The sequence below is a fragment of the Parerythrobacter lutipelagi genome (genome assembly GCF_005434975.1).
Classification (GTDB): domain Bacteria; phylum Pseudomonadota; class Alphaproteobacteria; order Sphingomonadales; family Sphingomonadaceae; genus Parerythrobacter_A; species Parerythrobacter_A lutipelagi.
In genome coordinates this window covers 453,396-479,294 of record NZ_SKCJ01000002.1, presented here as the reverse complement: position 1 = coordinate 479,294, position 25,899 = coordinate 453,396, and the positions used below count along the sequence as shown (strand labels likewise).

At 61.5% G+C, this 25,899-nt stretch carries 27 protein-coding genes; 17 read left to right on the top strand and 10 right to left on the bottom strand.

From position 1 onward, the window contains the following. Positions 1-38: 38 nt before the first annotated feature. From E0502_RS10595 to E0502_RS10570, 6 genes are all read right to left on the bottom strand, one after another. Positions 39-719: a retropepsin-like aspartic protease family protein gene (locus tag E0502_RS10595; protein ID WP_137677977.1), complete on the bottom strand. Its 681-nt coding sequence runs from the start codon at positions 717-719 to the stop codon at positions 39-41. A 45-nt stretch (positions 720-764) separates the two neighbouring features. Continuing rightward, a complete protein-coding gene (locus tag E0502_RS10590) occupies positions 765-1,733 on the bottom strand; it encodes an NAD(P)/FAD-dependent oxidoreductase (protein WP_137677976.1) in 969 nt (322 codons plus the stop codon). 38 nt (positions 1,734-1,771) lie between these two features. Further along, positions 1,772-2,758 (bottom strand): L-histidine N(alpha)-methyltransferase, encoded by a 987-nt coding sequence (gene egtD / locus E0502_RS10585; RefSeq protein ID WP_137677975.1) that lies wholly within the window; start codon positions 2,756-2,758, stop codon positions 1,772-1,774. Next, positions 2,758-4,044, bottom strand: coding sequence for an ergothioneine biosynthesis protein EgtB (egtB, locus tag E0502_RS10580; protein WP_137677974.1), 1,287 nt, complete (start codon positions 4,042-4,044; stop codon positions 2,758-2,760). Before egtB ends, egtD begins: the two co-directional genes overlap by 1 nt. Before the next feature lie 87 nt (positions 4,045-4,131). Beyond that, positions 4,132-5,520 (bottom strand): class II 3-deoxy-7-phosphoheptulonate synthase, encoded by a 1,389-nt coding sequence (locus E0502_RS10575; RefSeq protein WP_137677973.1) that lies wholly within the window; start codon positions 5,518-5,520, stop codon positions 4,132-4,134. Positions 5,521-5,647: 127 nt separating this feature from the next. Further along, entirely contained in the window at positions 5,648-8,596 is a 2,949-nt protein-coding gene (locus E0502_RS10570) for a M16 family metallopeptidase (protein ID WP_137677972.1), read from the bottom strand. A gap of 97 nt (positions 8,597-8,693) precedes the next feature. On the opposite strand from E0502_RS10570, the gene E0502_RS10565 reads away from it, so the two are divergent. The 7 genes from E0502_RS10565 (at position 8,694) to E0502_RS10535 (ending at position 13,040) form a co-directional block, all read left to right on the top strand. After that, complete coding sequence (locus E0502_RS10565) at positions 8,694-9,272, top strand: NifU family protein (protein ID WP_137678781.1); 579 nt, start codon at positions 8,694-8,696, stop codon at positions 9,270-9,272. Between the two features lie 32 nt (positions 9,273-9,304). Then, positions 9,305-9,913 carry a malonic semialdehyde reductase gene (locus E0502_RS10560; RefSeq protein WP_137677971.1) on the top strand — a complete coding sequence of 203 codons (609 nt, stop codon included), beginning with the start codon at positions 9,305-9,307 and terminating at the stop codon, positions 9,911-9,913. 70 nt (positions 9,914-9,983) lie between these two features. Then, positions 9,984-10,631 carry a tRNA (adenosine(37)-N6)-threonylcarbamoyltransferase complex dimerization subunit type 1 TsaB gene (tsaB, locus tag E0502_RS10555; protein WP_137677970.1) on the top strand — a complete coding sequence of 216 codons (648 nt, stop codon included), beginning with the start codon at positions 9,984-9,986 and terminating at the stop codon, positions 10,629-10,631. Then, positions 10,631-11,083, top strand: coding sequence for a ribosomal protein S18-alanine N-acetyltransferase (gene rimI / locus E0502_RS10550; protein ID WP_338047319.1), 453 nt, complete (start codon positions 10,631-10,633; stop codon positions 11,081-11,083). The genes tsaB and rimI overlap by 1 nt, the downstream gene beginning before the upstream one ends. Before the next feature lie 141 nt (positions 11,084-11,224). Further along, a complete protein-coding gene (locus tag E0502_RS10545) occupies positions 11,225-11,665 on the top strand; it encodes a Ros/MucR family transcriptional regulator (RefSeq protein WP_137677968.1) in 441 nt (146 codons plus the stop codon). Between the two features lie 77 nt (positions 11,666-11,742). Beyond that, positions 11,743-12,177: a Fur family transcriptional regulator gene (locus tag E0502_RS10540; protein WP_137677967.1), complete on the top strand. Its 435-nt coding sequence runs from the start codon at positions 11,743-11,745 to the stop codon at positions 12,175-12,177. Continuing rightward, positions 12,177-13,040, top strand: coding sequence for a lysophospholipid acyltransferase family protein (locus E0502_RS10535; RefSeq protein ID WP_137677966.1), 864 nt, complete (start codon positions 12,177-12,179; stop codon positions 13,038-13,040). The genes E0502_RS10540 and E0502_RS10535 overlap by 1 nt, the downstream gene beginning before the upstream one ends. Positions 13,041-13,058: 18 nt before the next feature. Here the strand turns inward: E0502_RS10535 and E0502_RS10530 are convergent, their stop codons facing one another. Continuing rightward, positions 13,059-13,574, bottom strand: a complete 516-nt coding sequence (locus E0502_RS10530; protein ID WP_137677965.1) for a hypothetical protein — start codon at positions 13,572-13,574, stop codon at positions 13,059-13,061. An 87-nt stretch (positions 13,575-13,661) separates the two neighbouring features. Between E0502_RS10530 and miaB the strand changes: the two genes are divergently transcribed. The 4 genes from miaB (at position 13,662) to E0502_RS10510 (ending at position 17,287) form a co-directional block, all read left to right on the top strand. Further along, positions 13,662-15,014, top strand: a complete 1,353-nt coding sequence (miaB, locus tag E0502_RS10525) for a tRNA (N6-isopentenyl adenosine(37)-C2)-methylthiotransferase MiaB (protein ID WP_137677964.1) — start codon at positions 13,662-13,664, stop codon at positions 15,012-15,014. Between the two features lie 125 nt (positions 15,015-15,139). Then, a complete protein-coding gene (locus E0502_RS10520; RefSeq protein WP_137677963.1) occupies positions 15,140-16,168 on the top strand; it encodes a PhoH family protein in 1,029 nt (342 codons plus the stop codon). A 2-nt stretch (positions 16,169-16,170) separates the two neighbouring features. Continuing rightward, on the top strand, positions 16,171-16,839 hold the full coding sequence (locus E0502_RS10515) for an SH3 domain-containing protein (protein WP_240049151.1): 669 nt from the start codon (positions 16,171-16,173) through the stop codon (positions 16,837-16,839). A gap of 58 nt (positions 16,840-16,897) precedes the next feature. Further along, the gene (locus tag E0502_RS10510) at positions 16,898-17,287 is read left to right on the top strand and encodes a hypothetical protein (RefSeq protein WP_137677961.1); all 390 of its coding nucleotides are present in this window, start codon (positions 16,898-16,900) and stop codon (positions 17,285-17,287) included. A gap of 72 nt (positions 17,288-17,359) precedes the next feature. Here the strand turns inward: E0502_RS10510 and E0502_RS10505 are convergent, their stop codons facing one another. Then, positions 17,360-18,241, bottom strand: a complete 882-nt coding sequence (locus E0502_RS10505) for an OmpA family protein (RefSeq protein ID WP_204517956.1) — start codon at positions 18,239-18,241, stop codon at positions 17,360-17,362. 441 nt (positions 18,242-18,682) lie between these two features. On the opposite strand from E0502_RS10505, the gene ybeY reads away from it, so the two are divergent. From ybeY to E0502_RS10490, 3 genes are all read left to right on the top strand, one after another. Continuing rightward, positions 18,683-19,171, top strand: a complete 489-nt coding sequence (gene ybeY, locus E0502_RS10500; protein ID WP_137677960.1) for an rRNA maturation RNase YbeY — start codon at positions 18,683-18,685, stop codon at positions 19,169-19,171. Further along, complete coding sequence (locus E0502_RS10495) at positions 19,168-20,109, top strand: hemolysin family protein (protein ID WP_420813500.1); 942 nt, start codon at positions 19,168-19,170, stop codon at positions 20,107-20,109. Before ybeY ends, E0502_RS10495 begins: the two co-directional genes overlap by 4 nt. A gap of 73 nt (positions 20,110-20,182) precedes the next feature. Beyond that, entirely contained in the window at positions 20,183-21,067 is an 885-nt protein-coding gene (locus E0502_RS10490) for a LysR substrate-binding domain-containing protein (RefSeq protein ID WP_137677958.1), read from the top strand. Here the strand turns inward: E0502_RS10490 and E0502_RS10485 are convergent. Further along, on the bottom strand, positions 21,064-21,990 hold the full coding sequence (locus E0502_RS10485) for a Tle-like phospholipase domain-containing protein (RefSeq protein WP_137677957.1): 927 nt from the start codon (positions 21,988-21,990) through the stop codon (positions 21,064-21,066). The genes E0502_RS10490 and E0502_RS10485 overlap by 4 nt on opposite strands. A 19-nt stretch (positions 21,991-22,009) precedes the next feature. Then, on the bottom strand, positions 22,010-22,468 hold the full coding sequence (locus E0502_RS10480) for a peptidylprolyl isomerase (protein ID WP_137677956.1): 459 nt from the start codon (positions 22,466-22,468) through the stop codon (positions 22,010-22,012). Between the two features lie 194 nt (positions 22,469-22,662). Here E0502_RS10480 and mgtE point away from each other — a divergent pair, with 194 nt between their 5' ends. The 3 genes from mgtE (at position 22,663) to E0502_RS10465 (ending at position 25,856) form a co-directional block, all read left to right on the top strand. After that, positions 22,663-24,108, top strand: a complete 1,446-nt coding sequence (gene mgtE / locus E0502_RS10475) for a magnesium transporter (RefSeq protein ID WP_192895953.1) — start codon at positions 22,663-22,665, stop codon at positions 24,106-24,108. A gap of 31 nt (positions 24,109-24,139) precedes the next feature. Then, positions 24,140-24,541 (top strand): DUF1489 family protein, encoded by a 402-nt coding sequence (locus E0502_RS10470; RefSeq protein ID WP_137677955.1) that lies wholly within the window; start codon positions 24,140-24,142, stop codon positions 24,539-24,541. Between the two features lie 337 nt (positions 24,542-24,878). Next, complete coding sequence (locus E0502_RS10465; RefSeq protein ID WP_137677954.1) at positions 24,879-25,856, top strand: hypothetical protein; 978 nt, start codon at positions 24,879-24,881, stop codon at positions 25,854-25,856. Positions 25,857-25,899: the final 43 nt, after the last annotated feature.

Genomic DNA, 25,899 nt, shown 5'->3' with positions numbered 1-25,899 from the left:
ACTCATGTGCCCACGGCAAGCCGCTTATCATTTGGCAGTTATGATCCGTCCGACCACTCGACTGCGGGCTGCGGATTGTTCGGCACCAGGATCATGGTGTTGTCCTCGAAGCGCACGCTCTTGAGCCGCGACAGCAGGTTCATTCCGATCACATTGGTCTCGCCAAGGTTGGGGGCCGTGACCGCGTCGAGACCGCGCGCGGCGACATTGCCGAAGCGCAGTTCGTCGATCGTCGTGACATCGGCAGTGATCGTTCCGTTTGCGGTGCTCAACCTGATCGGGATGCCGCCGGGGCGCGGTTCGAGCCCGGCGCGCTGCGCAGTCCGTTCGGACACCGCAGTCAGCGTCGCTCCGGTGTCGACCATGAAATCGACCGGGACGCCGTTCACTTCCGCTCGCAGCCAGTAATGGCCGTCGTCAGCAATCGGAATCCGCGTCTCGCCTCCCTCGACAATCTGTTCCGGCAAGCCCGCCTCGGGGAATGCCACATCGAGCCTTGGGTTGAGCCGCGACACTTGCAGTACCACCAGGACCAGTATGCCGCCCAGCACCACCGTGCTGACGCTGCGGATGAGCCGGCCAAATGCCATGTCCCGGCCGACCATGACCGAGCCGATCCAGCCAGCCAGCACCGCAACCACCGTCGCCACCAGCAGGCCCGAGCGGGGAACCTGCCCGATCACATCGGCAAACGCGGCCCAGATCTGCGAAAAATCCATGCGAGGAATATAGGAAGAGTTTGCCTACAGGTCCATGAACGGGCTTTATCGGGCCTGCAGCAGCCGCCTTGCCAGGTGCAGGCCGGAAACGAACGCCCCTTCGACACGCGGCGATGCCAGCCAGTCACCGCACACCCCGATGCCCAGATCCTCATCGAAACGTGACGCCTCGCCGCCCGCCGGATCGGCCATTGCATAGCGCCAGCGATGCGCCACCAGATGGAGCGGTTCGCCCGGCTCGATACCGGTTTGTTCAGCGAAGTCTGCCAGCAGCGTGCGTGCTGCATCAGCCGGATCATGCTCGAGAATGTCGCGCGATCTCGCAGGGCTGGCGTGGATCACCCACGTCTCGTGCCCCCCGCGCCCCGGCTTTGCCCCGTTTCGCGCGGCCCAGCCAATCGGGCCGCTATCCGGGCGGACCGCATCGGGCAGCGGCAGACGGTCGGCAAAACTCGCCATGACCGCCCAGCAAGGGTCCGAGTGCGCTTCTGCCGCCAGCCCGGCCCATGCCGGGTGCGATGCGCCGAGCAATTCGGCAACTTGTTCGGCGGGCACCGCGACGATGATCTCAGCGAAGTGCTGCGTTTCGCCATCGATCGTCAGATGCCAGCCGCTTTCGGCCCGCTCGATTCGCTCGATCCGTGCACCCCATGTTACATCAAGCTTTTCCGCCATTGCCTTGACCGGCGCGTTCATGGCCGGGGTTCCGACCCATGCATCATCGCCCGCCGCCGGCCAGCGCGCGACAACGCCTGCGCGCTCCCACTCACTCACAGCAGCGATGAAGTCCGGATCGCGCGCGGTGAAATATTGCGCGCCGTGATCGAACCGCAGTGTCTCGCCGCCGACTTGGGCCCGGCGTGTCGCCATCCTGCCGCCGGGGCCGCGTCCCTTGTCGAACAGCCGAACATCGACGCCGTGCCGCGCCAGTTCCGTCGCGCAAGTCACGCCTGCGATGCCCGCCCCGATGATAGCGATGGTTGCGGGAGAGGTTGTCCCGGATTGTTCTGTCATCTTACCCTAACGTTGATCGGCTGCAGGAGTTTCATCGATCAGGGCGCGCTGCGAGCAATGGTTGCCTCGGCCAGGATGAGGGAAAAACGCTCTTCGCTGTCGAGCCAGCGTTCGACCGGAGTCCAGCCCCCGGCGAGCAGCAGTGTGCTGCCCGAGCGGCGGCTGAACTTGTGGCTGTTTTCCGTGTGGATGCTCTCGCCCTTCTTCAGGGAAAATTCGCAACCAGCGACTTCGAACGCCATGTCCTGCTGCGCCACCAAATGCATTTCGATGCGCGCGAAATCATCGTTCCACCGCGCTTCGTGAGCCAGTTGCTCGACCGGGATGGTCCCGCCCAGCTCGCGGTTGATCCGCCGCGCAAGATTGAGGTTGAATTCCGCCGTAACACCTTTGGCATCGTCATAGGCAGCTTTCAGCACTTCGCGGTTCTTGATCAGATCCATTCCGATCAGCAGCTTGGAACTTGCGCCCAACGTTTCCCGCATGGTTCGCAGCAAGTCGACTGCCGTGCGCGGGACCATATTTCCGATGGTGGAGCCGGGGAAGAAGCCGAGCTTGGGCATGTCCGAAACGCTTTCGGGCAATTCGACCCGCCGCATGAAGTCGGCTTCGACCGGATGAACCGGCAGGCCCGGAAACTTGGCAGCAAGGTCCGCCGCTGCCGCGCGCAGGAAATCGCCCGCGATATCGAGCGGGACATAGGCTGCGGGTTCGATCTGGCTGAGGAGCAGCGGCGTCTTGACCGACGAACCGCTGCCGAACTCCACCACGGCCCGGCCCTGCCCGATAGCTGCAGCAAAATCCGCCCCGCGTTGCTGCAAAATTTCCGTCTCGGCGCGGGTCGGGTAATATTCCTCGACCTGCGTGATATCCTCGAACAACTGCGAACCGGCGTCATCGTAAAGCCAGCGCGCGGGCACGGCCTTTTGCGGCTGCGCCAATCCCTCCAGCACATCGTTGCGGAATGCGCGGTCGACTCCATCGTCGTCGCGATCGACCAGCGCCAGGCCCGTTTTCGTCGTCATCAGATATCCTTTGCGAGGCGCAATCCGGTGAACTGCCAGCGCTGGTGTGGGTAAAAGAAATTGCGGTAGCTGCTGCGCGAATGGCCGCGCGCCGTGGCGCAGCTTGCGCCGCGCAGCACGACCTGTCCGCTCATGAACTTGCCGTTGTATTCACCGACCGCCCCCTCTGGCGGGCGATAGCGTGGATAGGGCAGATAGGCCGAGCGGGTGAACTGCCAGCAATCGCCGAACAGATCATTACCGCCGGTCGGAAGCGGCGGCCGCGCCCCTGGATCAAGCGGGCCCAGCTGATTGCCCGCCGCCGGATCATGCGCGGGACCGCTGTCAGCCTGCTGGCCCCGGGCGATCGCTTCCCATTCGAATTCTGTCGGCAGCCGGTGGCCGCTCCAGCTGGCATAGGCGTCCGCTTCGTACAGCGAGATATGCGTAACCGGCCGGTCGGGATCGCGCCGCTGCCAGCCGCCATGCGTGAATTGCTCGCCCTCATGCCAATAGAGCGGAGCGGCAATTCCTTCCGACTGAACCCATGCCCAGCCATCGCTCAGCCAGTGGCGCGGATCGGCATAACCGCCATCATCGATGAAATCCTGCCACTCCCCATTGGTGACGAGGCGGTCTGCGAGGGCAAACGGCTCCAGCAGAACGCGGTGGCGCGGCCCTTCGTTGTCATAGGCGAAACCATCGCCATCATCGCCGCCATCGCCGTCATGGCCGATCAGCGCGATCCCGCCGGGATGTTCGTGCCAGCCCAAGGGCCCCGCCGCTGCGGCGTCCGGCGGCGCGCTGTCCCACATCGCCGGGCCGAGCGGGTTCTGGAACAGGGCGTGCTTGATATCGGTCAGCAGCAATTCCTGATGCTGCTGTTCGTGCGCGATGCCGAGTTCGACCAGCGGCGCAAGGTCCTCGCGCTCGAACAGGCGTTCCATCGCCGCGTCGACAGCAGTGCGCCATTCAAGGATTTGCGCCACAGTGGGGCGCGACAGCATCCCGCGCGAAAAGCGTGCGATCCGCTCGCCTTCGGCTTCGTAATAGGAATTGAACACAAAGGGCCACCGCTCGTCATGAAGCGTGTAACCGTCCAGATGGTCGCGCAGCAGGAATGTCTCGAAGAACCAGTTCGTGTGGCCGAGATGCCATTTCGCCGGCGAGGCATCCGCCATCGACTGGATCGTCGCATCGGCATCGCTCAGCGGCGCGGCCAATGCCTGCGTCAGCGCGCGCGTGGCGCGGAAGCGGTCGATCAGGTCAGCGGGGCTCGCGCCGGGAGCGGCTGCAGTCTGCGGCAAGGTTCTCTCCTGTCGCGGCCAAACATGACGCAAGGCCGTGACAATTGAAAGTCTTGGCCCGTCAAACTTGTTCCGAGGTTTGTCGGCTCAGGCCGCGTCGGCCCGGCGATCGACCGTTTCGGCGCGCAATTGTTCAGCCAGCAGGAACGCCAGCTCGAGCGATTGCGCCGCGTTGAGGCGCGGATCACAGTGCGTGTGATAGCGGTCGCCCAGCGCTGCATCGGTGATCGCCACCGCGCCGCCGACGCATTCGGTCACGTCCTGTCCGGTCATTTCGATATGCACGCCGCCCGCATGAGTGCCTTCTGCGCGGTGGACCGCGAAGAAGCCTTTCACTTCGGACAGGATGCGGTCGAACGGCCGCGTCTTGTAGCCGCTGTCCGATTTGACAACATTGCCATGCATCGGATCGCAGCTCCACAGCACTGGGTGGCCTTCGCGCTTCACTGCCTGGACGAGTTTGGGCAGCCCGGCTTCCACCTTGTCGTGGCCAAACCGGCTGATCAGCGTGATCCGCCCCGGCTCGCGCGCCGGGTTGAGCGTATCGAGCAGCTTGAGCAGCGCGTCCGGCGCCAGATTGGGTCCGCATTTCATGCCCAGCGGATTGCCGATGCCGCGCGCGAATTCAATATGCGCGCTGCCATCGAAGCGGGTGCGATCGCCGATCCACACCATATGGGCGGAACAATCATACCATTCGCCGGTCAGGCTGTCGCGCCGGGTCATGGCCTGTTCGTACGGCAGCAGCAGCGCCTCGTGGCTGGTGTAGAAGCTGGTGCCCTGCAATTGCGGAACAGTGGCCGGATCGACCCCGCAGGCTTCCATGAAATCCAGCGCTTCGCCGATCCGGTCGGCGGTTTCGCCAAATTTGTCGGCCCACGGACTGCGGCCCATGAAATCGAGCGTCCATTGGTGAACCTGGCGCAGATTGGCATAACCGCCCCCGGCAAAGGCGCGCAGCAGGTTGAGCGTCGCGGCGGCTTGCGAATAGGCGCGGACCATGCGCTGCGGATCGTTGCGGCGTGTCGCTGCGTCGAATTCGATTCCGTTGACATTGTCACCGAAGTAACTCGGCAGAGTGACATCACGCCCGTCTGAATCTGTCTGCGTCTCGGTATCGGAACTGCGCGGCTTGGCGAACTGGCCCGCCATGCGGCCCACCTTCACCACCGGCAGCTTGCCGGCAAAGGTCATCACCACCGCCATCTGGAGCAGCACGCGAAACGTATCGCGGATGTTGTTCGGGTGGAATTCAGCGAAGCTTTCCGCACAATCGCCGCCCTGCAGCAGGAAGCCGTCGCCCGCGGCAACTTCAGCCAGGTCTTTCTTCAGCGCCCGCGCTTCGCCCGCGAAAACCAGAGGCGGATAGGCGGACAGGGTGGCCTCTGCCGCGGCAAGCTCTGCGGCATCGTCATACGACGGCAAATGCCGTGCTTCGTGCGCCTTCCAGCTGTCGGGTTGCCAGTTTTGTGCCACAGGTCTGATCGCTTTCGTTCGATTGCCGTGCGCGGATAGGCGCGATCCGATAGAAGAGCAAAGCCTGTCCGCAGGCAAGGACAGTAATGTTAAGTCCGCGCCAAGCGGGGCTTATCGACACATCCTTCTATCGGCCCATTATGGCATCCTGCCTCGCCGGAGAGACCGTATCGGCCAATTCCTGCCCCTGCGGTATGATCGCGACCTTGAAGCCCTGACCGCTGCCGAAATACTTCGCGGCGAGCGCCCGCATCGCTTCCGGAGTGGTCTGGGTGTAGTCGGCCAGCAGAGTGCGGATCGCGAAGATCCGGCGCGGGTCGTCGGTCGCCCCTTCCAGCTGATAGAGCCAGAACGTGTTCCCGGTTGAAGCGCGGCGGATCGTCTGGTTGAGCGGTTCCGTCACCCGATCGAGTTCGTCCGGCGTGACCGGCGCTGTCGCGAGATCGCGGGCAATCCCTTCTGCCGCGCTGAAGAATACGGGCACGTCTTCCGGTTTGAGCTGCGCCATCGCGGTAATCGTGCCGCCTGACGGGATGTCGGTCGGCCAGCGCGAGCTGACGTTGGGTGCGTAGCTGGCACCGGCGCGTTCGCGCATGGTGTCGATCAGGCGATTGTTGAACAGGCTGGTGAGGATTTCCAGCTGGCGCGATTCGCGCACGAGCTGGAAGCCGCCGCCGCTTTCCCATGCCACCACAGCGGCTGCCTGATTATCGTCCCCGCGGTGCGACAGGACTTCGATTTTGCCGAGATCATCGGGAAATCCGGGAACGCGGGCTGCGGCGGAAATCGGGATCGGCGTGCGTGCCGGCAAAGCGCCGACCGTGCGTTTAAGCGCCTCGACTGTCTCAGCGGTGTCGAAATCACCGAACACCAGAACTTCAACATCGCCTTGCGCCAGCAAAGGCTCCCACACTTCACGGAAGCCCTCCGGCGTCGCGGCTTCGATCTGTTCCAGCGTAGGCGAGGCGAAGCGTCCCTGCTTGCCGCTGAGCAGATATTCGAAATCGCGCCCGAGCACGCCGCCCGGGCTGGTCTCCTGGCTTTCATGGGTCAGCCGCTGTGCCGCCTTGGCGCGGAGAACAGGATTCTCGTCCCACCGCGGCATCGCGAGCTTGCCGGCAAAGAGATACAGTTGGTCAGCCAGATCCTGCCGGCGGGTCTGCGCGGAAAAGGCGAACACCGCATCGTCTATGCTGAAATCGAACCCCATGCGGCGGCCAGTGGAAATCTGGTCGAGTTCTTCCTGCCCCAGTTCGCCGAGGCCGGAACCGACCAGCGCCTGCCTGCCGAGCGCGATATAGGCGGCATCGTCAGCATCGAATGCGCGGTGGCCGGATCCGAACCGCAGCTTGACCGCGACCCGGCCAGGCTCCGCATCGCTTTGCCACAGCAGCGCGCGCGCGCCATTGGCGAAATTGATCTGTTCGATCTCGTACAGACCGATGGGACCGCGAGCCTCGATCTCGCCCGGCGCGCCAATCGGCGGCAGGTCATCGAACGAAATCGGCCCGCTCGCCAGCCGCGCGCCATCATTGGCAATCACCGGGCGCAGCATCGCCAGCCGCACCGTTGCCGCATCGGCTTCCCCGATCGACGGGCTGACATAGGTCGCCCGAATGACATCGCCTTCAAACAGCATCCGCGTGCGTTCCAGCACAGCCGCAGGTGTAATGCGCGATGTCATCCCGCGAAATACCTTGAGCACTGTATCGGGCGCAGCGACGGTCTCCCGAATGTCGACGGCGTTGATCACATTGTCAGCCAGCAGCGATCCTGCCTGCACCGCAGCCTGTTCGACCTGGCTTTCGAAGATACCGTCGAATTCCTGCACTTCGCGGTCGATTTCGTCCTGCGTCGGCGGGTTGGCACGGGCATCGGCAATCACCCCGCGCACGTCGGCCAGCGCGGCTTGCCAGTCATCGTCAATCGGCGCGAAGGATACGAAAGTCGCATCGGTCGAGCGGCTCACATCGTCCTGCTGCGCCTGCGCGTAGAGGAAGGAACCGCCGCCGCGGGCTGCCCGTTCCAGCCGGCGATTGATGATCGACTGCGCCAGCGCATCGAGCAGCAGTCCTTCGTTGTAGACTATGGTGTCGTTGACCTGGCGCCACGGGCGCAGGATCGCATAGGTCAGCGAGCGCGGCAGGTCGGGCTCGACCAGTACCAGAGTTTCGCCAATCGGGTTGGCCGGATCGGTGCCCTCTGGTGCAACCGGATCGCCGAAGCTTGGTGCGGCCACATGCGGGCCCTTGCCCTGCCAGTCGGCGAAATACCGTTCGATCAGCGCCGCGAAAATCTTCGGGTCGGCATCGCCTGCGACGACGATGACGGTGTTTCCCGGTCGGTACCAGCGGTCATGAAACGCCTGCATCGCGTCGGCGGTCGCGCCAATCAGCGTTTCTTCCGTTCCGATCGGGATGCGGCTGGCCAGTCTCTGCCCGGCGAACAGGGTTTCCCGGGTCTTTTCGGCGACCCGCATCTGTGCGCCGCCGCGTTCACGCTTTTCAGCCAGAACAATCGGCACTTCTGCAGCCAGATTGGCTTCGCTCAGAACCGGCTCGCGCATCATGCCGGAAAGCAGCTTGAAACTTTCCTCGATCGCCTGCGGTGTCGCGCCCGGCAGATCCAGCTTGTAGACCGTGTGGGTCGGACTGGTTTCTGCATTGGTGTCACTGCCGAACGTCGCCCCCAGCCGCTGCCAGGTCGGTATCGCCTGACCCTGCTCGAGATATTTGCTTTCACGGAAGCTCAGATGCTCGAGCAAATGCGCAAAGCCGCGCTCATCGTCTTCTTCATGCAGCGAGCCTGCATCGATCCGGATGCGGATGGAGACCTGTCCCGGCGGCACTCCGTTCTCACGCACTGCATAGCGCAGTCCGTTGTCCATCTCGCCCCACAGCCATTCCTCGTCCCGCGGGACATCGCTGCCTTCATAGATCCACGGCGTTTCACCGTCTGTCTGCAGCGCCTGGGGTTCCGGTAACGGCTGCCCTTCCTGCGCCGAAGCGACAGGTGCAAGCAAGGCAAGCGGGAGCAGGAAAGCGAAGTGCCGCAGGGCACGCAGATTGCGAGTCATGCGGGGAATATAGGGGCTGTGGTTCTGAAGGAGTAGTGAATAGGCGCAAAGGTTTTCACCGCTTGTTAGCCTGCTGCCGCGCGCCTACATGACAGTCATGTTCATCGAGACCGAAACAACGCCCAACCCCGCAGCGCTCAAATTCCTTCCGGGACAGCAAGTGATGCCGTCCGGCACACGCGAATTCGCCACGCCGGAAGACGCGGAGGCCAGCCCGCTGGCGCAAGCGATCTTCGACACCGGAGAAGTCGTGAATGTCTTCTTCGGCGGGGATTTCGTCAGTGTCACGGCAGCGCCCGGAGTTAGCTGGACCGATCTCAAGCCTCAGGTCGTTTCCCTGCTGCTTGACCATTTCGTGTCCGAAGCGCCCCTGTTCGCAGGCGGCACGGCGGCAGGAATTGCAGTCCCGGCGGAAGAATCGCTAATCGTCGAAGCCGATCCCGAGAATGCGGATATCGTCGCGCAGATCAATGAACTGCTCGAGACCCGCGTTCGTCCGGCGGTGGCCGGTGACGGCGGCGACATCGCCTATCGCGGGTTCAAGGATGGCGTGGTCTATCTGACTTTGCAGGGCGCGTGTTCCGGCTGCCCGTCCTCGACCGCGACGCTGAAACACGGAATCGAAGGTCTGTTGAAACATTATGTGCCTGAGGTCGTTGAAGTTCGCGCAGCCTGATTTACCCCCGCCGCGAATTCAGTGAGGATACCATGACCAAGCAGTTTCACGACCACGTCCTGTCGGACGACGCGCTCGACCAGATTTTCAACGAAGCGCGCAGCTACAACGACTGGCTCGACAAGGATGTGTCGGAAGAGCAGCTGCAAGCGATCTACGATTTGCTCAAGATGGGCCCGACTTCGGCCAATATGCAGCCCATCCGCCTGGTGTGGGTGAAATCCGATGCCGCGAAAGCCAAGCTGGTCGAACTGGCTTCGGACGGAAACAAGGACAAGATCAAAGCCGCGCCGGTTACCGCGATCATCGGCTATGACATCGATTTCCATGAAGAGCTGCCGTGGCTCTTCCCGCACGCCGACGCCAAAAGCTGGTTTGAAGGCGACGAGGAAGGCCGCAAGGAAGGCGCAGCACGCAATTCCGCATTGCAGGGCGCCTACCTGATCATCGCCGCGCGCGCGATTGGCCTCGACTGCGGGCCGATGTCCGGAGTTGATCTCGACGGTATCACGAAAGAGTTTTTTGCTGACCAGCCACGTGTCAGGGCCGACTGGGTTTGCTCGATCGGTTATGGCGATCCGGACAGCATATTCGACCGCAGCCCGCGGCCCGATTTCGGCAAATTCACCCGCATCGCCTGATTGCCAAACTGCAGCCCCGGTGCCATCCGCTCCGGCATGGTTTCGTCGCACTTGATCCGGACCCGCTGACATGCACACGCTCGCGATAGATTGCGCGACGGAAGCGTGCTCGGTGGCACTGTTCGACGGCAATCGCCTGATCGCCAGCGACTATGCAGTCCTTGGTCGCGGCCATGCAGAGCGGCTGGTACCCATGATCGCTGGCCTGCCGGGCAAAGGACAAGCGGAACGAATACTGGTTTCGCGCGGTCCGGGCAGCTTCACCGGCGTACGGATCGGGATTGCTGCAGCACGGGCACTGGCCTACGCTTGGAATGCGGAATGTCTGGGCTACCCGACGCTGGCGCTGGTGGCCGCGCAGGGTCGCCAGTCCCAAATCCAGTCCCGACTTCAGTCCCAACCCGAGCCTCAGCCCGTTACCGTCTGCATGCATGGCGGCCATGGCGAATGGTTCGTGCAGAATTTTGCTGCCGATATGATGCCCGAAGACGAGGTTCGGTCGCTTGCGCCCGATGCGGCGAAGATCGCCTGTCGCCATACGCTTGTTGCGGGCAACCGAGCGCACGAGCTCGCCAGCCTTTTCGCACCCGGTGAGGAGAAACTGGCAGTCGATCTCCTGCCCGATGCACGCCACGCACAGCTGCTGCGTGAAGAGCTTCTCTCGGCTGACAACGCGCCGCTGTATGGCCGCGCTCCCGATGCAAAGCCGAAGCTGTGATGGACGACATCGACCGCATCATGGAGGTAATGGGCAGCGCGTTCGAGCCCAAATGGGGGGAAGCCTGGAACCGCAATCAGGTGAGCAGCTCGCTCTCCCTGCCAACCACCAGCTACACGCTGATCGACAGCTACGGACAGTTTACAGACAATATCGCAACACCCGCCGGATTTACTCTGGTCCGCAGTGCACCTGGTGAAGATGAATTGCTGCTCATCGCTGTCAGACCCGAATATCGCGGCAAAGGATTTGGCAGGCGTTTGCTTGAGAAATTCATCGTCGACGCGAGAACTCGCGGTGCTGAAAAAGCATTCCTGGAGATGCGAGAGAACAACGAGGCTCTTCAGCTCTATCGTGAAGCCGGTTTCACGCAAATCGGGCGAAGGAAAAATTACTACAAGACATCTGACAACGAACGCCTTGATGCGATTACTTTTTGCCTGATCTTATGAACAGGTTGGCAAATTTCTATGGTTAATATTGGCTGGTGAAGAACAACACTCACTCTTGAAACAAGCGCTAATGCGGTCTAGGTGACTCGGCGCTGGCAGGTCAAAATAAATAAACCGCCATCAAAGATGAGGACACACAACATGCAAGAACTCGAACATGATATGAGCGAGACTCTGATCACGCTCACGTCTGATATCGTTGCTGCACACCTAAGCAATAACGATGTGGACATTGACAGCGTCCCGACGCTGATCACCAGCGTTTACGGGGCATTGGCCGCTTTGGGTAGTGATGAAGACAAGGAAGAACCGCGCCCGGAACCGGCCGTTTCGATCCGCGCCTCGATCAAGCCTGACTACATCGTCTGCCTCGAAGACGGCAAGAAGTTGAAGATGCTCAAGCGTTACTTGCGCACCAATTACGACATGACGCCGGAGGAATACCGCGCACGCTGGAACCTTCCCGCCGATTATCCGATGGTCGCGCCGAACTATGCCGAGCGTCGCCGCGAACTGGCGAAAAAGATCGGCCTCGGCCGCAAGCCCGGGCAAAAGCGTGGTCGCAAGAAAAAAGCGGCATAATCCACGCACACGCCACCTTGAGATGAACGCCCCGCGCCTCTAAGGCTCCGGGGCGTTTCTTTTGCGAGAGGATTTTTTTGGAACAGGGCATCGACCTCGAACAGCTGTGTGCCGAACGCGGGCTGCGCATAACCGAGCAGCGCCGCGTGATTGCGCGCGTCCTGTCCGAAAGCGACGATCACCCCGATGTCGAGATGCTGCACGAACGTGCCTCGGCGATCGATCCGAAAATCTCGATCGCAACCGTCTATCGCACGGTGCGGCTGTTCGAAGAGGCGGGCATCCTCGACCGGCACGATTTCGGCGATGGCCGCGCGCGCTATGAAGCGGCGCCAGAAGCGCATCATGATCACCTGATCGACGTAGAAACCGGCGATGTGGTCGAATTCGTCGATCCCGAACTCGAAGCGCTGCAAAAAGTCATTGCGGAACGGCTCGGCTACCGGCTGGTCGATCACCGGATGGAATTGTACGCGGTCAAAATCGGTCGTGACAAAGATCGCGGCATCTGATGTCACCGGAACTGCGTGAAGCCGCCGCACGAGGCGAGGAAACGCCGCTCACATTTTCAGAGAAATTCCGCTTTTTTCGCCGCGTCCTGTGCCTGATCGGCCTGCTGCTGGTGTTTGTGCCGCTGCACTATCTCTATCGGATCTTCAAATACGGCTCGCCTTTTCCGATGCTCTTCCTGCGCTATGCCGGCCGTGTCGCCGGGGCACGCGTGACGGCGATTGGCGTGCCTTTGCGGCGGGATGTCTTTTTCATCGCCAACCATGTCAGCTGGATAGATATTCTGACGCTGGCGGGGGCGAGCGGTACGGCGTTCGTCGCCAAGCATGAACTAAGCCAGGTTCCGGTTGTCGGCTGGCTGTGCACGCTCAACCGCACTGTCTTCGTCCAGCGTGAAAACCGGCTGGGAGTGGCCGAACAGATCAACGCGCTGCGTGAAGCGCTGGCGGACAATTGGTCCGTCACTGTCTTTCCGGAAGGCACCACCACCGACGGCCAATCGCTGCTGCCGTTCAAGACCAGCATGCTGAGCGTGCTCGAACCTCCGCCGAAGGACGTCCTCGTCCAGCCGGTTCTGATCGATTATGGCGATGCTGCGGAAGAAATTGCGTGGGTCGGCGACGAAAGCGGCATGAACAACGCGCGGCGCATCCTGTCACGTAAAGGCACATTCGAACTCAAGCTGCACTTCCTAGAACCTTTCAGTCCGGACGAATTCCGCGGCCGCAAAGCCATCGGCGCCCGTGCCCGTGCTGCAATCGAAGCCGCGCTGCTGACCAGCCTCGGCAAGCCGCTGCGGGTGTTCAAGCACGACGTGGTGCCAGTGCGCTACGCAGCGCCGCGTGAGCCGAACCCTATCGAATAGCTGGACTGCGCCAGGGCATCAGTCGCCTGCCGGTGCCCGCTTAAGCGTATAGTGGCTGGGTTCGCCCAACTCCTCGCCAGACCGATAGATTTCGGAACGCCGGATCGTTTCATTCTCGCCTGGAGTGAACCATAGATCATGAGTGTGCCCCTCGCCCTCGTCGAGATCGGTCACGTCGCGGAAGGTGAAGCGAATTTCTCCGCTCGCCACCGCTCGCGTCTCCAGCCTTGGCTGGTTGCCTTGCGGGCAATAGTGCGTCGCCATCAGCGCATCGCCGTCCATGTGATAGACGGTTATCGAATGCAGTCCCGCCTGCGTCTCCCACCGCTCGATCATCGCAGTGCCGCGTGCCGTCTTCTCGAATACGATTTCCAGCGCCGATGTTTCGGCCACTTGCCAGCGGCCCTCCCATGAACTGATCAGGGCGAATTGTTCTTCAGGAGTTAGTGTCGCGCCAGCGTCCTCGGTCGCAGCAAAGAGCGGAGTGGTCATGGCGGCAAGCGAGCAGAGCGCGGCGGTTCTGATTGGCTTCATCGCCACATGCTTACCGTCAAGGCGGCCCGGCGCAAGGGTTCGATCTTGTTGAACCGTCCACAGCTTTGCCCTAAAGGCGCGATCCTCATGAAACCGACCACGCCCCCCAAGACCTACCGGGTCAAGAGCTTCGGCTGCCAGATGAACGTCTATGACGGCGAACGCATGGCCGAATTGCTCGCCGAGCAAGGCATTGCGCCCGCGCCAGAGGGCGAAGATGCCGATCTGGTGGTGCTCAACACCTGTCACATCCGCGAAAAGGCGGCGGAGAAGGTCTATTCGGACATCGGCCGCCTGACCAAGGGCAAGACGCAGCAGAAGGCACCGATGATTGCAGTGGCCGGCTGCGTTGCGCAAGCCGAAGGCGAAGAGATCATGGTGCGCGCACCGGCGGTGTCGATGGTGGTCGGGCCGCAGGCCTATCACCGCCTGCCGGAAATGCTCGACAAGGCAGTCAGGGGCGAGCGTTCGACCGACACCGACATGCCGCCGATTGCCAAATTCGATGCGCTGCCGGCGCGAAGAAAAATCGGCCCGACCGCTTTTCTCACCATTCAGGAAGGGTGCGACAAGTTCTGCACCTATTGCGTGGTCCCTTACACCCGCGGCGCGGAAATCTCGCGTCCGTTCAAGGACCTCGTGACCGAAGCGCGCAAACTGGTTGAAGCCGGTGCGCGTGAAATCACCCTGCTCGGCCAGAATGTCAGCGCATGGTCGGGTGAGGACGACAGGGGCCGTGCGTGCGGCCTCGCGGGCCTGATCCGTATGCTGGCAGGCATCGATGGTCTCGAGCGTATCCGTTACACCACCAGCCATCCCGCCGACATGGACGATGATCTGATCGCCGCGCATGGCGAAGTCAGCAAACTTATGCCCTATCTGCACCTGCCGGTGCAGTCCGGCAGCGACCGCGTGCTCAAGGCGATGAACCGCAGCCATTCGGCGGAAAGCTATCTCCGCCTGCTCGAACGTTTCCGCGCCGCGCGGCCCGATCTTGCGCTGAGCGGGGACTTTATCGTCGGCTTCCCGGGTGAAACCGACGCCGAGTTCGAGGAGACGCTGCGCATCGTCGATCAGGTCGGCTACGCCCAGGCTTACAGCTTCAAATACTCACCCCGCCCCGGCACGCCCGCTGCGACCATGGACGGTCAGGTGCCGCGTGAGGTGATGGACGAACGGCTCCAGCGTCTGCAAGCCGCGCTCAATCGCCACCAGGTGGCGTTCAATCAGGCGAGCGTCGGCAAGAGCTGCGCAGTGCTGGTCGAACGCAAGGGCAAGCTGGACGGCCAGTGGCTCGGCAAGTCCCCGTGGCTGCAAAGCGTGTGGTTCACCGGCACCGCGGCGATCGGTGATCTGGTAGACGTCGAGCTGATCGAAGCCGGGGCGAATTCGCTGGAAGGTCGGCTTTCCCGTGTTGGGGATGCGCAACAGACCGCTTGATTGCTGCCACAGCAAGAGCTTCGGCTCGATAGGAAAACACCGACTTTCCCCAGCCGCGTTCAGCAATCGTTCTTGCGTCTTGTGCGTACTGTCCTAGACTTCGAGTCACCAAGCAAAGGAGCCGCATGGGACGCAAACCTACTCGCGCAACACCAAAGATTTCGTCTGCGCCACAGCCGGCCCGCGAAATTCGCCGCGCACAAGTCGATATGTCTTTCGAAGACCAGTCGCTGCTGGTCCCGCTGTTCGGACAATTCGACGCCAATCTCGTCCAGGTGGAGAACCGCATCGGTGTGTTCATCTCCGCCCGCGGAGACAATTTGCACATCGAAGGGCCGGAAGACAGTGTGGCCCGCGCGCGCGATGTCCTTCAGACGATGTATGACAAGCTGGCCCTGGGGCAGGATCTCGATGCAGGCGCAATCGAAGCGCTGATCTCCATGTCGAATGAACCCACGCTCGAAGGGATCGTCAACGCGGACAAGAATTCGCCGCCGATCATGATCCGCACCCGCCGCAAGACCATTGTCCCGCGCAGCGCGGCACAAGCGGGCTATATGCGCCAGCTTGCCCGCGAGGATGTGATCTTCGCGCTCGGCCCGGCGGGCACCGGCAAGACTTATGTTGCGGTGGCACAGGCGGTCAGCCAGCTGATCACCGGCAGCGTGCAGCGCCTTGTGCTGAGCCGCCCCGCGGTCGAAGCAGGCGAGAAACTCGGCTTTCTGCCCGGAGACATGAAGGACAAGGTCGACCCCTATCTGCGCCCGCTTTACGATGCGCTGTTCGACTGCATGCCGCCCGAACAGGTCGAACGCCGGATCGCCAGCGGTGAAATCGAGATCGCCCCGATCGCCTTCATGCGCGGGCGCACTCTGGCCGATTCCTTTGTCATCCTCGACGAGGCACAGAACACCACAAGGGAACAGATGAAGATGTTCCTCACCCGCTTCGGCCAGAATAGCCGGATGGTGGTGTGCGGTGACCCGAAACAGGTCGACATACCGGGCGGCGACCGACATTCCGGTCTGGCCGATGCGGTCGGTCGGCTGGAAGACGTGGAAGGCATTGCAGTCACCCGCTTCACCGCCGCCGATGTCGTGCGCCATCCGATTGTGGGGCGGATCGTCGAAGCTTATGAAGGCAAGGCCGAGTGAAGATGGTGCTGCTCGCGGCGACGGCCGCGTTCGGCATCGCGAGCGCCGCTGCAAGCGCACACAAGGTCGAGGGGACACGCGCCGTCCCGCCAACCTCGTTCGAGGCGTGCAACGGCATCTACCTGTACAGCGCAGACAAAGACCCGGCGGGCCTCAACATCCGATCCGGCCCGGGCACACAGTACAAGGTGCTCGGCCGTACCAACTGGCAACATTTGAAGATGACCGAATTCAAGGTGCTCGGCAGCCAGGACGGCTGGTTCAAAGTGCTTCCGAACGCCGAATGGAATTATCGCACCCAGAAGCTGGAACCGCTGGCGGGATATGCCGGAGAGGGCTGGGTCTCCGCCAAGATGCTCGAAATGACCTATTACGAGGGCGACGAGTTCGATCTCCATGCTGTTCCGGGATCGAAGGATAAACAGCACTTCATTCGCGAACTCGAGGTCAGCGGGCCGCAGAAGCTGGCTTCTTGCAAGGGACGCTGGGTACAGATCGAGCATTCCGAATGGACGCTGGCTGACGACCCCGAGGATGAGGTTGAAACGGTCTATGCCGGCTGGATCCTCGGATTTTGCGCCTCGGGCAAGCCCTGCCCGTTCCTGCCGACTGGCGGAGTCGGCAAAGGCGGAGCGCGCAATCTTAGCGAGGGCCGAAGCCTGAACAATTGAGCCGGGGCTGCCGCCTCCGGACTTGGCAAGCAGGAGAGCAAGGCATAGTCTCCAAGATATGAGAGCCCTTGTTCTACTTGCCCTGCCCCTCGTGCTCGCGGGTTGCGAGACGGTTCCGCCCGAAGTTGCAGAAGCCATTTCGAAAGACATGCACGGCTTCGAGCGCAATTCGCCCGAATGGAACGGATTGAAATTCGCACGCGGACGCTGCTCGGATTGCCACGCGGTCGAGCTGGATCAGGCTTCGCCGGGCACCGCCCCCAGATTTGACGCCATCGCGAACACGCCCGGTCTCACCGGCGCGAGCCTGACCGAATGGCTCGGCCGCCCGCATAATTACCCCGATGCGATGTATTTCGAAATCCCGGCAGAACATATCGGCGAACTCGTCGCCTATATGCTGACACTCCAGTCGGACAATTACGAGCCGCCGATAGAGGCCCGGTAGTCAGTACCGGATCGCGCAAGCAAAAGGGCGGACCGAGGCCCGCCCTTCCTGTGCTTGCACCGGTTGCGAAAATTACATCCCGTCGACCGCCTTGCTGACGAGGATGTTCACGGCCACGCGGCGGTTCTGCGCCTTGCCGTACGCAGTGCTGTTGTCCGCCGCCGGATCGGATTCCGCCATGCCGGTCGGGGTCAGCATGCGGTACGGTTTCCAGCCGCACTGCTGCTGGAGGTAGTTGACCACGCGCTCGGCGCGCTTCTCGCTCAGTTCCTGATTGATCTCGTAGCTTCCCGTGGAATCGGTGTAGCCGACCACCAGCAGCAAGGCATTGTCCATCGCATTGGCTTGTTGCGCGGCGCTGCACAGTTCATTGCGCGCTTCGCCCGAAAGATTGTATTTGCCGGTGTCGAAATAGACGTTGGTCGTGCCCTTGATGTTGTATTCATCGATATTGGCAACGCGGCCACGCAGTGCGTCGGTGGCGGCGGTCTGCTCGGCAAAGCCCTGCTGCGTGCCGTTGGCGATCATCGCTGCGGTCTTCAGATCCTTGCTTTTGAGATCGATTTCACTGGCGACAAGCCCGTCTTCCCACTGAACGGTTTCAATTTTCACCGGCAGGCCGTTGAGCAGCGAGCTGCTATCGAGCGAAGCCTTGCTGAGGCCGAGGAAGCCGCCGCTGGACTTGATCTGCGTGGCGGTGCTGACGTGGACCACGGTACGTGCGCCGCCGGGGCTGACCACTTCGATGCGGTTGCCGTTGCGCTGGGCGATCATACCTTCGATTTCCGGACCTTCCGGCATCCCTGACAGATCGCCCGGAACCGAGCCATAGACCGTAGTCATGACCTGTTCTTCATAGACTGTATCGTCCTGTGCGGAAACGCCGGCCGGAATGCCGAGCGCCAGCGCGGCCATCATCGGCAGAGCGAGCCGTCTGTTAAGCTTGATATGCATTGAATAATTCCTTCAAATTCTTGTCTGACCGCGCGCTCCCCTGTGGCACGGCCGTGAACATCACCCCGGTGGATGCATCCCGAATGTGTAGACCATCATACGTGGTCGATCATGGATTTGGAATGCAATTGGTTGCGCCGCTGTTCCGGTTCGCCTGTCTGGCAAATGAATAAATGGCGCAATTCTGCCGATTCCGGGGGTGGTTTGCGCAAAAACTACGGCGAACCGAGTGCACCCTTTGCCGGGTTTAAACGTCACTTGCCGCTGGTTGCCCTTTCCTACCGGCCCTTCGAGCCGCTATGCTCGGGCGATGCGATACGCAAACCCGCAGTCGGACTATCCATTCGCTTTGCTGACCGGATCTGCGGGACGGTTCATTGCGCCTGAACCGTGTGCCATCTGTCCTGCGCAGCCGTCGTGCCAGGCTTGCGGATCAAGCTGATGGATCTGGACATCGACATCGAAGGCTGGCCTCCGGGCGAGTGGGAGGATCTTGCCAGCCGCGCTGCGGACGCGGCCGCAAAGGTCGCGCCTGAACTGGCCAATTCGCGCCTGACCACCAGCGTGCTGTTTACAACCGATCAGGAACTCCAGGCGCTCAATCGTGACTGGCGGGCGAAGGACAAGCCGACCAATGTGTTGTCGTTCCCGATGCTGACACGAGAGGAATTGCTGGCGCTGGCGCCGGACGGCGGGCCGGAAATGCTCGGCGATCTCGCCCTCGCCTGTGAAACCTGCATGCGCGAGGCGGCGGAGAAATCCATTCCGCTCGATCACCATGCGGCGCATCTGGTGATCCATGGGCTGCTCCATCTGACCGGTCTCGATCACGAAATTTCAACCGCTGACGCCGAAGCAATGGAAGCGCTGGAAATTGCAGCGCTTGCAATAATGGGTATCGCGGACCCATATGGGGACCGCAACATATGAGGAGCACACCGGGGGCCATGCCCGACACCGATCAATCCGCGGGAGACGCGGAGAGTAGCAACGGCCTGTTGGCCGCCGTGAAACGCCTGTTCGATCCCAATGCACGCGACCGTTCGCTGCGTGCCCAGCTTGAAGAGGCTATCGACGAACGCGAAGAAGACGAATCGGCGGGGATTGAGACCCCGACCGAAGGCGATCTCTCGCCCGTCGAACGGCAGATGCTGCGCAATCTGCTCCATTTCAGCGAACATGACGCGGACGACGTGGCAATCCCGCGCGGCGAGATCATCGCGGTCGAAGCCACGATCAGCTGGGACGATCTGGTGCGCAATTTCTCGGAGAACGGCCATTCGCGCATGCCGGTCTATCGCGACGAGCTCGACCGGGTGATCGGGATGATCCACATTAAGGATGTGTTCCCCTATCTCGCGGAAAACCGCCAACCGCCGAGCGACTGGACGGTGTTGATGCGGCAGCCGCTCTATGTACCGCAGAGCCGCAACGCCATCGATGTGCTGGCGGACATGCGCAGCCAGCGTATGCACCTCGCGATTGTGGTCGACGAGTTTTCCGGCACTGACGGGATCATCACGATCGAGGACCTGGTCGAGGAAATCGTCGGCGAAATCGAAGACGAACACGATGACCTGCCTGAAGAGCTCATTTCGCCAATCGGTGACGGCATGTGGGATTGTGACGCGCGCGCCGAACTGGACGACGTGGCGGAGCGGATCGATCCGCGCCTGGCCGAAGTCGAGGAATCGGTCGACACGCTAGGCGGCCTGACCTTCGTGCTGGCTGAGCAGATCCCCCCGGTGGGCACGGTGGTCGAGCATCCGAGCGGGTGGCGGATCGAAGTCACAGCAGCGGACAAGACCCGCGTAAAGCGGCTCCGACTGCACCAGCCAGTTGCGTCCGGCGGTACCAACGGCAAGTAATTTGGCGCGCCAGTTCGGTTTTTTGCATCCAAACCGGTAATCCGGGCGTATATTCCAAAACGAGAGGAATAGTATGGCCACCCGTAGGCTCCCGCCGCTTCGCGCACTCGAGGCTTTCTTGCGCACTGTCAGGCTCGGCTCTGCCCGTGCAGCGGCCGAGGAGCTTGGCCTAAGCCCCTCCGCCCTATCGCGCCGGATTGCCAATCTCGAAGAATTCACCGGCAAGAAGCTGTTCACCCGCGCCAAGCAGGCAATGTCGCTGACCGACGAAGGTCAGGCATTTCACGATGCCGTCCTGCCGCATCTGGATGCTCTGGCGCTGGCGATCGAGAACCATTCGGAGAACATGTCGCTCTTGCGCCTCCACCTCGGCGTGCTGCCGTTGTTCGGCAGCCAGCGCCTGTTCCCGCATCTGGGGGAACTACGGCAACGGCATCCCTTGCTGCATATCGACATCGACACCGGACCGCATCTGGATGAGCGGGTTGGCGACACGCTCGATGCAGCGATCATCCTCTCGCGCGGCCCGGCCTCCGGCCTTCACGCGGTGCGACTGGATCACAATATGGTCCACGCCATCTGTAGCCGCGAGACCGCGGAGAAGCTCGGCAAGGAACCGGATCTGGAAAAGCTCGGCAAGCAGACATTCCTGATCCACAACGAATTGCCGGAGAGTTTCCAGGCGTGGAAGCAGGCGCTCGACCTGTCCGCGCTCGAACCGGCAGCGATCGATCACTACGATTCCGGCCAGCTCATGCTCGAAGCCGCCGCGCAGGGACTCGGCATTGCGATCATGCATGACGACCACATGAAACGTGCCGCCGACAAGCGGCTCGCCCATCTCTACGACATTGAGGTCGAAAGCCCGTACAGTTACTGGTTCATCTGCAAGCCGCAGTCGCTCGAGAGCCGCCCTGTCCGCCTGTTTCACGACTGGCTGGTGCGCGCGGGGCTTTAATTCGCCTTGGGCTTGGGCGAATGGGCACAGGGCGCGGGCCCCACTCCCGGCTTCAGCAATGTCGATTGCTTGCCGGGGTGAACCTTGTTGGCATCGCCGCATTCGACTTCCGGCTTGCCAATAGGGTTGCGCGAAATCATGTGCAGTGCCTCGGTCTCGCTATACGCAGCGATCCATGTGAGGCAGTCCGCCAGCGCGCGGATGCTATGCTTTGACGCTGCGGACGCCGACGGGTTGCAGTTGATCACGACTTGCTCTGCCGCCGGTGCTGTCTTGTAACGGCGTAGAAGGCGGAGAAATTCGCCGCGTTCGGAAATGGACAGCCGATTGGTGTCGTTCAGCATGGGATCGCCGCTGAAAAACGGCGACGTGTTGAAGACAAATGCACGCACCTCGGGCTGTTCGATCGAGACCTGCGTGGCCAGCGCGCCGCCGAGCGAGTGCCCGGTCACTTCGATCTTCACGCTTTGCTTGCCGTCCGCGTCCAGTGCAGCTCTCTCGGCAGCGTAGACGGAGCGCGCGCCTTCGCGTTGCCGATCGCCCAGCGAACCGGAAAACACGTCATCGAAAGAGCCAGCTTCAGTGCCGCGAAAAGCGATGACCCGGGCGGCCAGTTTGCCGCGCTTGCCGCGCTCCACTTCGAAGCGGTCGAACACCGAATAGGCCAGCCCGCTATCGTCGTTGTCAGCCGCTTCTCGCCGAACGAACGCCGTGGGCAATTCGCGGTAGGTGTCTTCGTCCTGATAGGCATTCGAACTGAGCATGGCGTAGGCGTAGCTCTGGATTGCCGCCTCACGCACAAAGCCGCACCACCCGCCGGGTTCCATCCGGCAGGGGCTGCGGCTTTGCGTCAGGTCGGGCAGCGGCGTGATGCAGCCTGCCAGCAGCAGGGGAAGCCCCGCAGCCGCTATCAGGTGTTTCATCGCGCCGCCGACCGCAAGATCAGGAAATGGCGGCTTTGATGATCTTGCCGGGGCTTGCCGGCGGCTCGCCCTTGGGCAGCGCGTCGACATGGTCCATGCCGCTCTCCACCTGGCCCCACACGGTGTATTGCCCGTCGAGGAAATGGGCATCGTCGAAGCAGATGAAGAACTGGCTGTTTGCGCTGTCCGGCACTGCGGTGCGGGCCATCGAACAGGTGCCGCGAACATGCGGTTCGGCGTTGAATTCCGCCTTCAGATCGGGCTTGTCGCTACCGCCCATGCCGGTGCCGTTGGGGCAGCCGCCCTGCGCCATGAAGCCCGGAATCACGCGGTGGAACTTCACCCCGTCGTAGAAACCCTCCGATACGAGCTCGGTAATCCGCTCGACATGACCCGGCGCGAGATCGGGGCGCAATTTGATCACGACATCGCCTTCGCCGTTGCCAGTGTCGAGAGTGAGGGTAAGCGTGTCGGCCATCTGGAATTCTCCGTGTTTGGTGTCTGGCGAAGGATATAGGGCCCGTGCCGCCAATGTCACCCCGCAGCGTACTCTTGCGTCATCCGGCGGGCGGAAACGATTGCGGGCGCAGCACGCGATCGGGCGGCTTGCTTTTCGCTATCTCTTCCGTAGAGCGGGCCCTTCCCTAGAGCGGGCTTCCAAGGGACAACACCATGGACGAACGGCGCGATGACGATGTGATGCTGGCCGATCCGCACGAAGCGGAGGATGGCGCACGCCCGGACGACCGGATCGACGATGAACGGCTGGACGAGGAAAACACGCTCAAACGCGAGTATGTGCGGAGCGTGCGCGATGCCTTGGAGGCGGGCGACAAGGGCGCGGTCTATGACCTTGTCGAACCGCTCCACCCGGCCGACATTGCCGACCTTATCGAGCTGTTCGAAAAAGACGAACGTGCGGCATTGGCCGCTGCAATAACCGATCTCATGGGGTCGGAAGTCGTCGCCGAATTGAACGACTTCGTCCGCGAAGAAATGATGGAAGCGCTGCCCGCCGATGCAGTCGCGGCCATCGCGGAACAGCTCGAAACGGACGACGCCGTCCAGCTGATCGAAGATCTCGACGATGCCGACCAGCAGGCGGTTCTGGCCGAACTCGACGATGAAGACCGCGTCGCAATCGAAAGCGCGCTGGCCTATCCGGAAGAAACCGCCGGCCGTCTGATGAGCCGCGACGTGGTCGCAGTGCCGGAACATCTCACCGTCGGCGACCTGATCGATTTCCTGCGCGAACGCGGCGAGATCGGCAGCGAGTTCTTTGAAGTCTTCGTGGTCGATCACAAGCACCATCCGGTCGGCACCTGCGCGCTGAGCTGGATCCTAACCACCCCGCGCAACATCGCACTGACCGATGTGATGAAGCGCGACCAGACGCTGATCCCCGACATGCTCGACCAGGAAGAGGTCGCGCTGATGTTCCAGAAATACGGTCTGATCTCCGCCGCAGTGATCGACGAGAGCGGTCGGCTTGTCGGGCAGATGACGGTCGATGATGTGGTCCACATCATCTCCGAAGAGGCGCAGGAAGACGCCATGCTGCTGTCCGGCGCGGGCGAAGGCGATATCAACGAGCCGATCCGCGAAACCTATGCTGCGCGGGTACGCTGGCTGGTCGCGAACCTCGGGACAGCGCTGATCGGCAGCACCATCATCTGGCTGTTCGGTGCCGCGATCGAAGAACTGGTCGCGCTTGCCGTGCTGATGCCGATCGTGGCCAGTATCGGCGGCAATGCCGGCACGCAGACCATGGCCGTGACGGTGCGCGCCATTGCGATGAACCAGCTGACCGAAGCCAACACCGGGCGCATCCTTTGGCGCGAAATGCGCGTTGCCTTGCTCAACGGCGCGACGATTGCCGTCCTCGTCGGCCTCGCCACCGCGCTGATTTTCTCCCCCATGCTCGGGGTGGTGATCGCCGTGGCGATGATTATCAACATCGTCACCGCCGGTCTCGCCGGGGTACTGGTGCCGGTGATTTTCGAACGGCTGGATCAGGACCCGGCGGTCGCCAGCTCGGTGTTCGTCACAATGATCACCGACTCGATGGGCTTCTTCGCCTTCCTCGGACTTGCAGTCGCGGTTGGCCTCGCGGGTTGAGTGACCGGCGATAATCGCTATCTCGGCGGCAATGTCCGATAAGCCGCGCCTCCATCTGACCAAGATCGCTTTCGGCGCGCAGTCCTATGGCGATCTGGAAAGCTGGTACGCCAACCGGCGCAGCCCGAACCTGACGACGCGCTACCGCCCGACGAAGTGGGAACAATGCATCGGCGGCTCGCTGTTCTGGATCCACCAGCACAATATCGTCGCGCGCAGCACGATCCTAGGCTTCAGTGAAACGCCCGACGGGCGCTGGTCGATCGATCTGGAACCCCGGCTCGTCCCTGTCCTGCCACGCCCCAAGCGCGCCCATCAGGGTTGGCGCTACCTTAAGGGCGAACCCCCGCGCGATCTGGGCGAAGGTGAAGACATCGGCGATGTCATTCCGGGCAAGCTGGCAGGAAAGCTGCAGCGCCTCGGACTGATTTAACGGCAGGAATTCGGAACAAGCGACCCCTGCACAATGAACTCTTAGACTTATTCCGAACCCTCAAACCCGAAGTCGATCTGCATAATCCGCAGCAAGGTGGGATGAAGGGTGCGAAAAAATCCGCCACCATCCAGGCCCGTCATGGTAGCTAAAAGAGCCTCCAACTACCAGAGCTTGTGACACGCTACCATTAACCGCGCTCAATTCGCGCGCAATTTTTCATTTTTATATATGCAATCTATTGGCAGTTGATCTCTGATGTTCGAGGAATATTTTACAGCCATACTCGCATTTACTGTTCGCGTCGTAAAGTCTATGGTCGGGATTGGGGGTGACCATGTCTGATGAGCTTAAAGCAAAATCTTCTTTCATCGTAATCAGTGCGGGCGCGCTAACATTCGTATTCGTTTTTTACGCGATCGGGGCGGCGCGTACATTGAAGTTCTTCCCCGAACCTGCAGCAAAGTCTCCAGTTCTGTTCATCGAAATGGCTCACGATGCTTTGCTAATCTGGGCGGCAACATCTGTTGCGATCATGGGAATATGTGTAGTCCTCCTCGCATACGCGGTTGTCGGCCTTTTAAGGCTAAGCGGATGGGTGCGGGCGTACTCGCTGATCTGGGTGGGCGCGCTGGGCGCTATCTCTGCTTATTTACTCTTCTCAACTGGCAATGGCGTCGCGAGCTCCGTAATTGCGCCCTACTGCGATGCGGCATCCAATCAACGTACACTTTGCGACATCGCGACGGCAGCAAACGAATCTCAATCGCAGAGGCTGGCCGAGCCTGCGTATATTTTTCTGGCAAATCTTAATGTAGATAACCCAGGCTATACGGTCGCAATCAACCGGATTAAGCTCCAACTGAACCTCTTGATGCAACTCGCAGGCATAGCAATCCTGAGCCTGACAATTATCCTGGCTACATCTAGGCGAGTTTACCATCTTGTCGATACGAAGCTAATACGCGAAGCCTACCTCCTTTCGGCGGGCCTTCTGTCATTGGTCGTACTATCCGACGCATTGTTTTTCGATTTCATCGCGAAAGCTGCGCAAGAGAATGGTGCGGAGAGTCCGTTGGTCGCACATCAGCGGGGTTTGTTGCTCTACTATGCGATTATCAGCACCGCGACGCTGGCTCTGACTTTAGGAATTTGCAGCGTGGTCGGAAAAACACCCATATTATTATCGGCCAAAGGCGATTCGCCTGTCGATGCGGCATTGATTGATCGCGCCAAAAACTTCTTCCTCAAGCCTGGCTTCGGCACTGCATTCGCTACTTTTGTGCCGCTTTTGGTAGGGATTTTGACACCGTAAGCCCTCCGACTTCAAGTTTTATCCGAGAATGCATCACGCTCCA

Excerpts from the sequence above, each read along its gene's own strand:
- E0502_RS10595 (WP_137677977.1), bottom strand. The coding sequence starts at position 719 with ATGGATTTTTCGCAGATCTGGGCCGCGTTTGCCGATGTGATCGGGCAG.
- E0502_RS10590 (WP_137677976.1), bottom strand. The coding sequence starts at position 1,733 with ATGACAGAACAATCCGGGACAACCTCTCCCGCAACCATCGCTATCATC.
- egtD (WP_137677975.1), bottom strand. The coding sequence starts at position 2,758 with ATGACGACGAAAACGGGCCTGGCGCTGGTCGATCGCGACGACGATGGA.
- E0502_RS10570 (WP_137677972.1), bottom strand. The coding sequence starts at position 8,596 with ATGACTCGCAATCTGCGTGCCCTGCGGCACTTCGCTTTCCTGCTCCCG.
- E0502_RS10565 (WP_137678781.1), top strand. The coding sequence starts at position 8,694 with ATGTTCATCGAGACCGAAACAACGCCCAACCCCGCAGCGCTCAAATTC.
- E0502_RS10560 (WP_137677971.1), top strand. The coding sequence starts at position 9,305 with ATGACCAAGCAGTTTCACGACCACGTCCTGTCGGACGACGCGCTCGAC.
- tsaB (WP_137677970.1), top strand. The coding sequence starts at position 9,984 with ATGCACACGCTCGCGATAGATTGCGCGACGGAAGCGTGCTCGGTGGCA.
- rimI (WP_338047319.1), top strand. The coding sequence starts at position 10,631 with ATGGACGACATCGACCGCATCATGGAGGTAATGGGCAGCGCGTTCGAG.
- E0502_RS10545 (WP_137677968.1), top strand. The coding sequence starts at position 11,225 with ATGCAAGAACTCGAACATGATATGAGCGAGACTCTGATCACGCTCACG.
- E0502_RS10535 (WP_137677966.1), top strand. The coding sequence starts at position 12,177 with ATGTCACCGGAACTGCGTGAAGCCGCCGCACGAGGCGAGGAAACGCCG.
- E0502_RS10530 (WP_137677965.1), bottom strand. The coding sequence starts at position 13,574 with ATGAAGCCAATCAGAACCGCCGCGCTCTGCTCGCTTGCCGCCATGACC.
- miaB (WP_137677964.1), top strand. The coding sequence starts at position 13,662 with ATGAAACCGACCACGCCCCCCAAGACCTACCGGGTCAAGAGCTTCGGC.
- E0502_RS10520 (WP_137677963.1), top strand. The coding sequence starts at position 15,140 with ATGGGACGCAAACCTACTCGCGCAACACCAAAGATTTCGTCTGCGCCA.
- E0502_RS10515 (WP_240049151.1), top strand. The coding sequence starts at position 16,171 with ATGGTGCTGCTCGCGGCGACGGCCGCGTTCGGCATCGCGAGCGCCGCT.
- E0502_RS10510 (WP_137677961.1), top strand. The coding sequence starts at position 16,898 with ATGAGAGCCCTTGTTCTACTTGCCCTGCCCCTCGTGCTCGCGGGTTGC.
- E0502_RS10505 (WP_204517956.1), bottom strand. The coding sequence starts at position 18,241 with ATGCATATCAAGCTTAACAGACGGCTCGCTCTGCCGATGATGGCCGCG.
- ybeY (WP_137677960.1), top strand. The coding sequence starts at position 18,683 with ATGGATCTGGACATCGACATCGAAGGCTGGCCTCCGGGCGAGTGGGAG.
- E0502_RS10495 (WP_420813500.1), top strand. The coding sequence starts at position 19,168 with ATGAGGAGCACACCGGGGGCCATGCCCGACACCGATCAATCCGCGGGA.
- E0502_RS10490 (WP_137677958.1), top strand. The coding sequence starts at position 20,183 with ATGGCCACCCGTAGGCTCCCGCCGCTTCGCGCACTCGAGGCTTTCTTG.
- E0502_RS10485 (WP_137677957.1), bottom strand. The coding sequence starts at position 21,990 with ATGAAACACCTGATAGCGGCTGCGGGGCTTCCCCTGCTGCTGGCAGGC.
- E0502_RS10480 (WP_137677956.1), bottom strand. The coding sequence starts at position 22,468 with ATGGCCGACACGCTTACCCTCACTCTCGACACTGGCAACGGCGAAGGC.
- mgtE (WP_192895953.1), top strand. The coding sequence starts at position 22,663 with ATGGACGAACGGCGCGATGACGATGTGATGCTGGCCGATCCGCACGAA.
- E0502_RS10470 (WP_137677955.1), top strand. The coding sequence starts at position 24,140 with ATGTCCGATAAGCCGCGCCTCCATCTGACCAAGATCGCTTTCGGCGCG.
- E0502_RS10465 (WP_137677954.1), top strand. The coding sequence starts at position 24,879 with ATGTCTGATGAGCTTAAAGCAAAATCTTCTTTCATCGTAATCAGTGCG.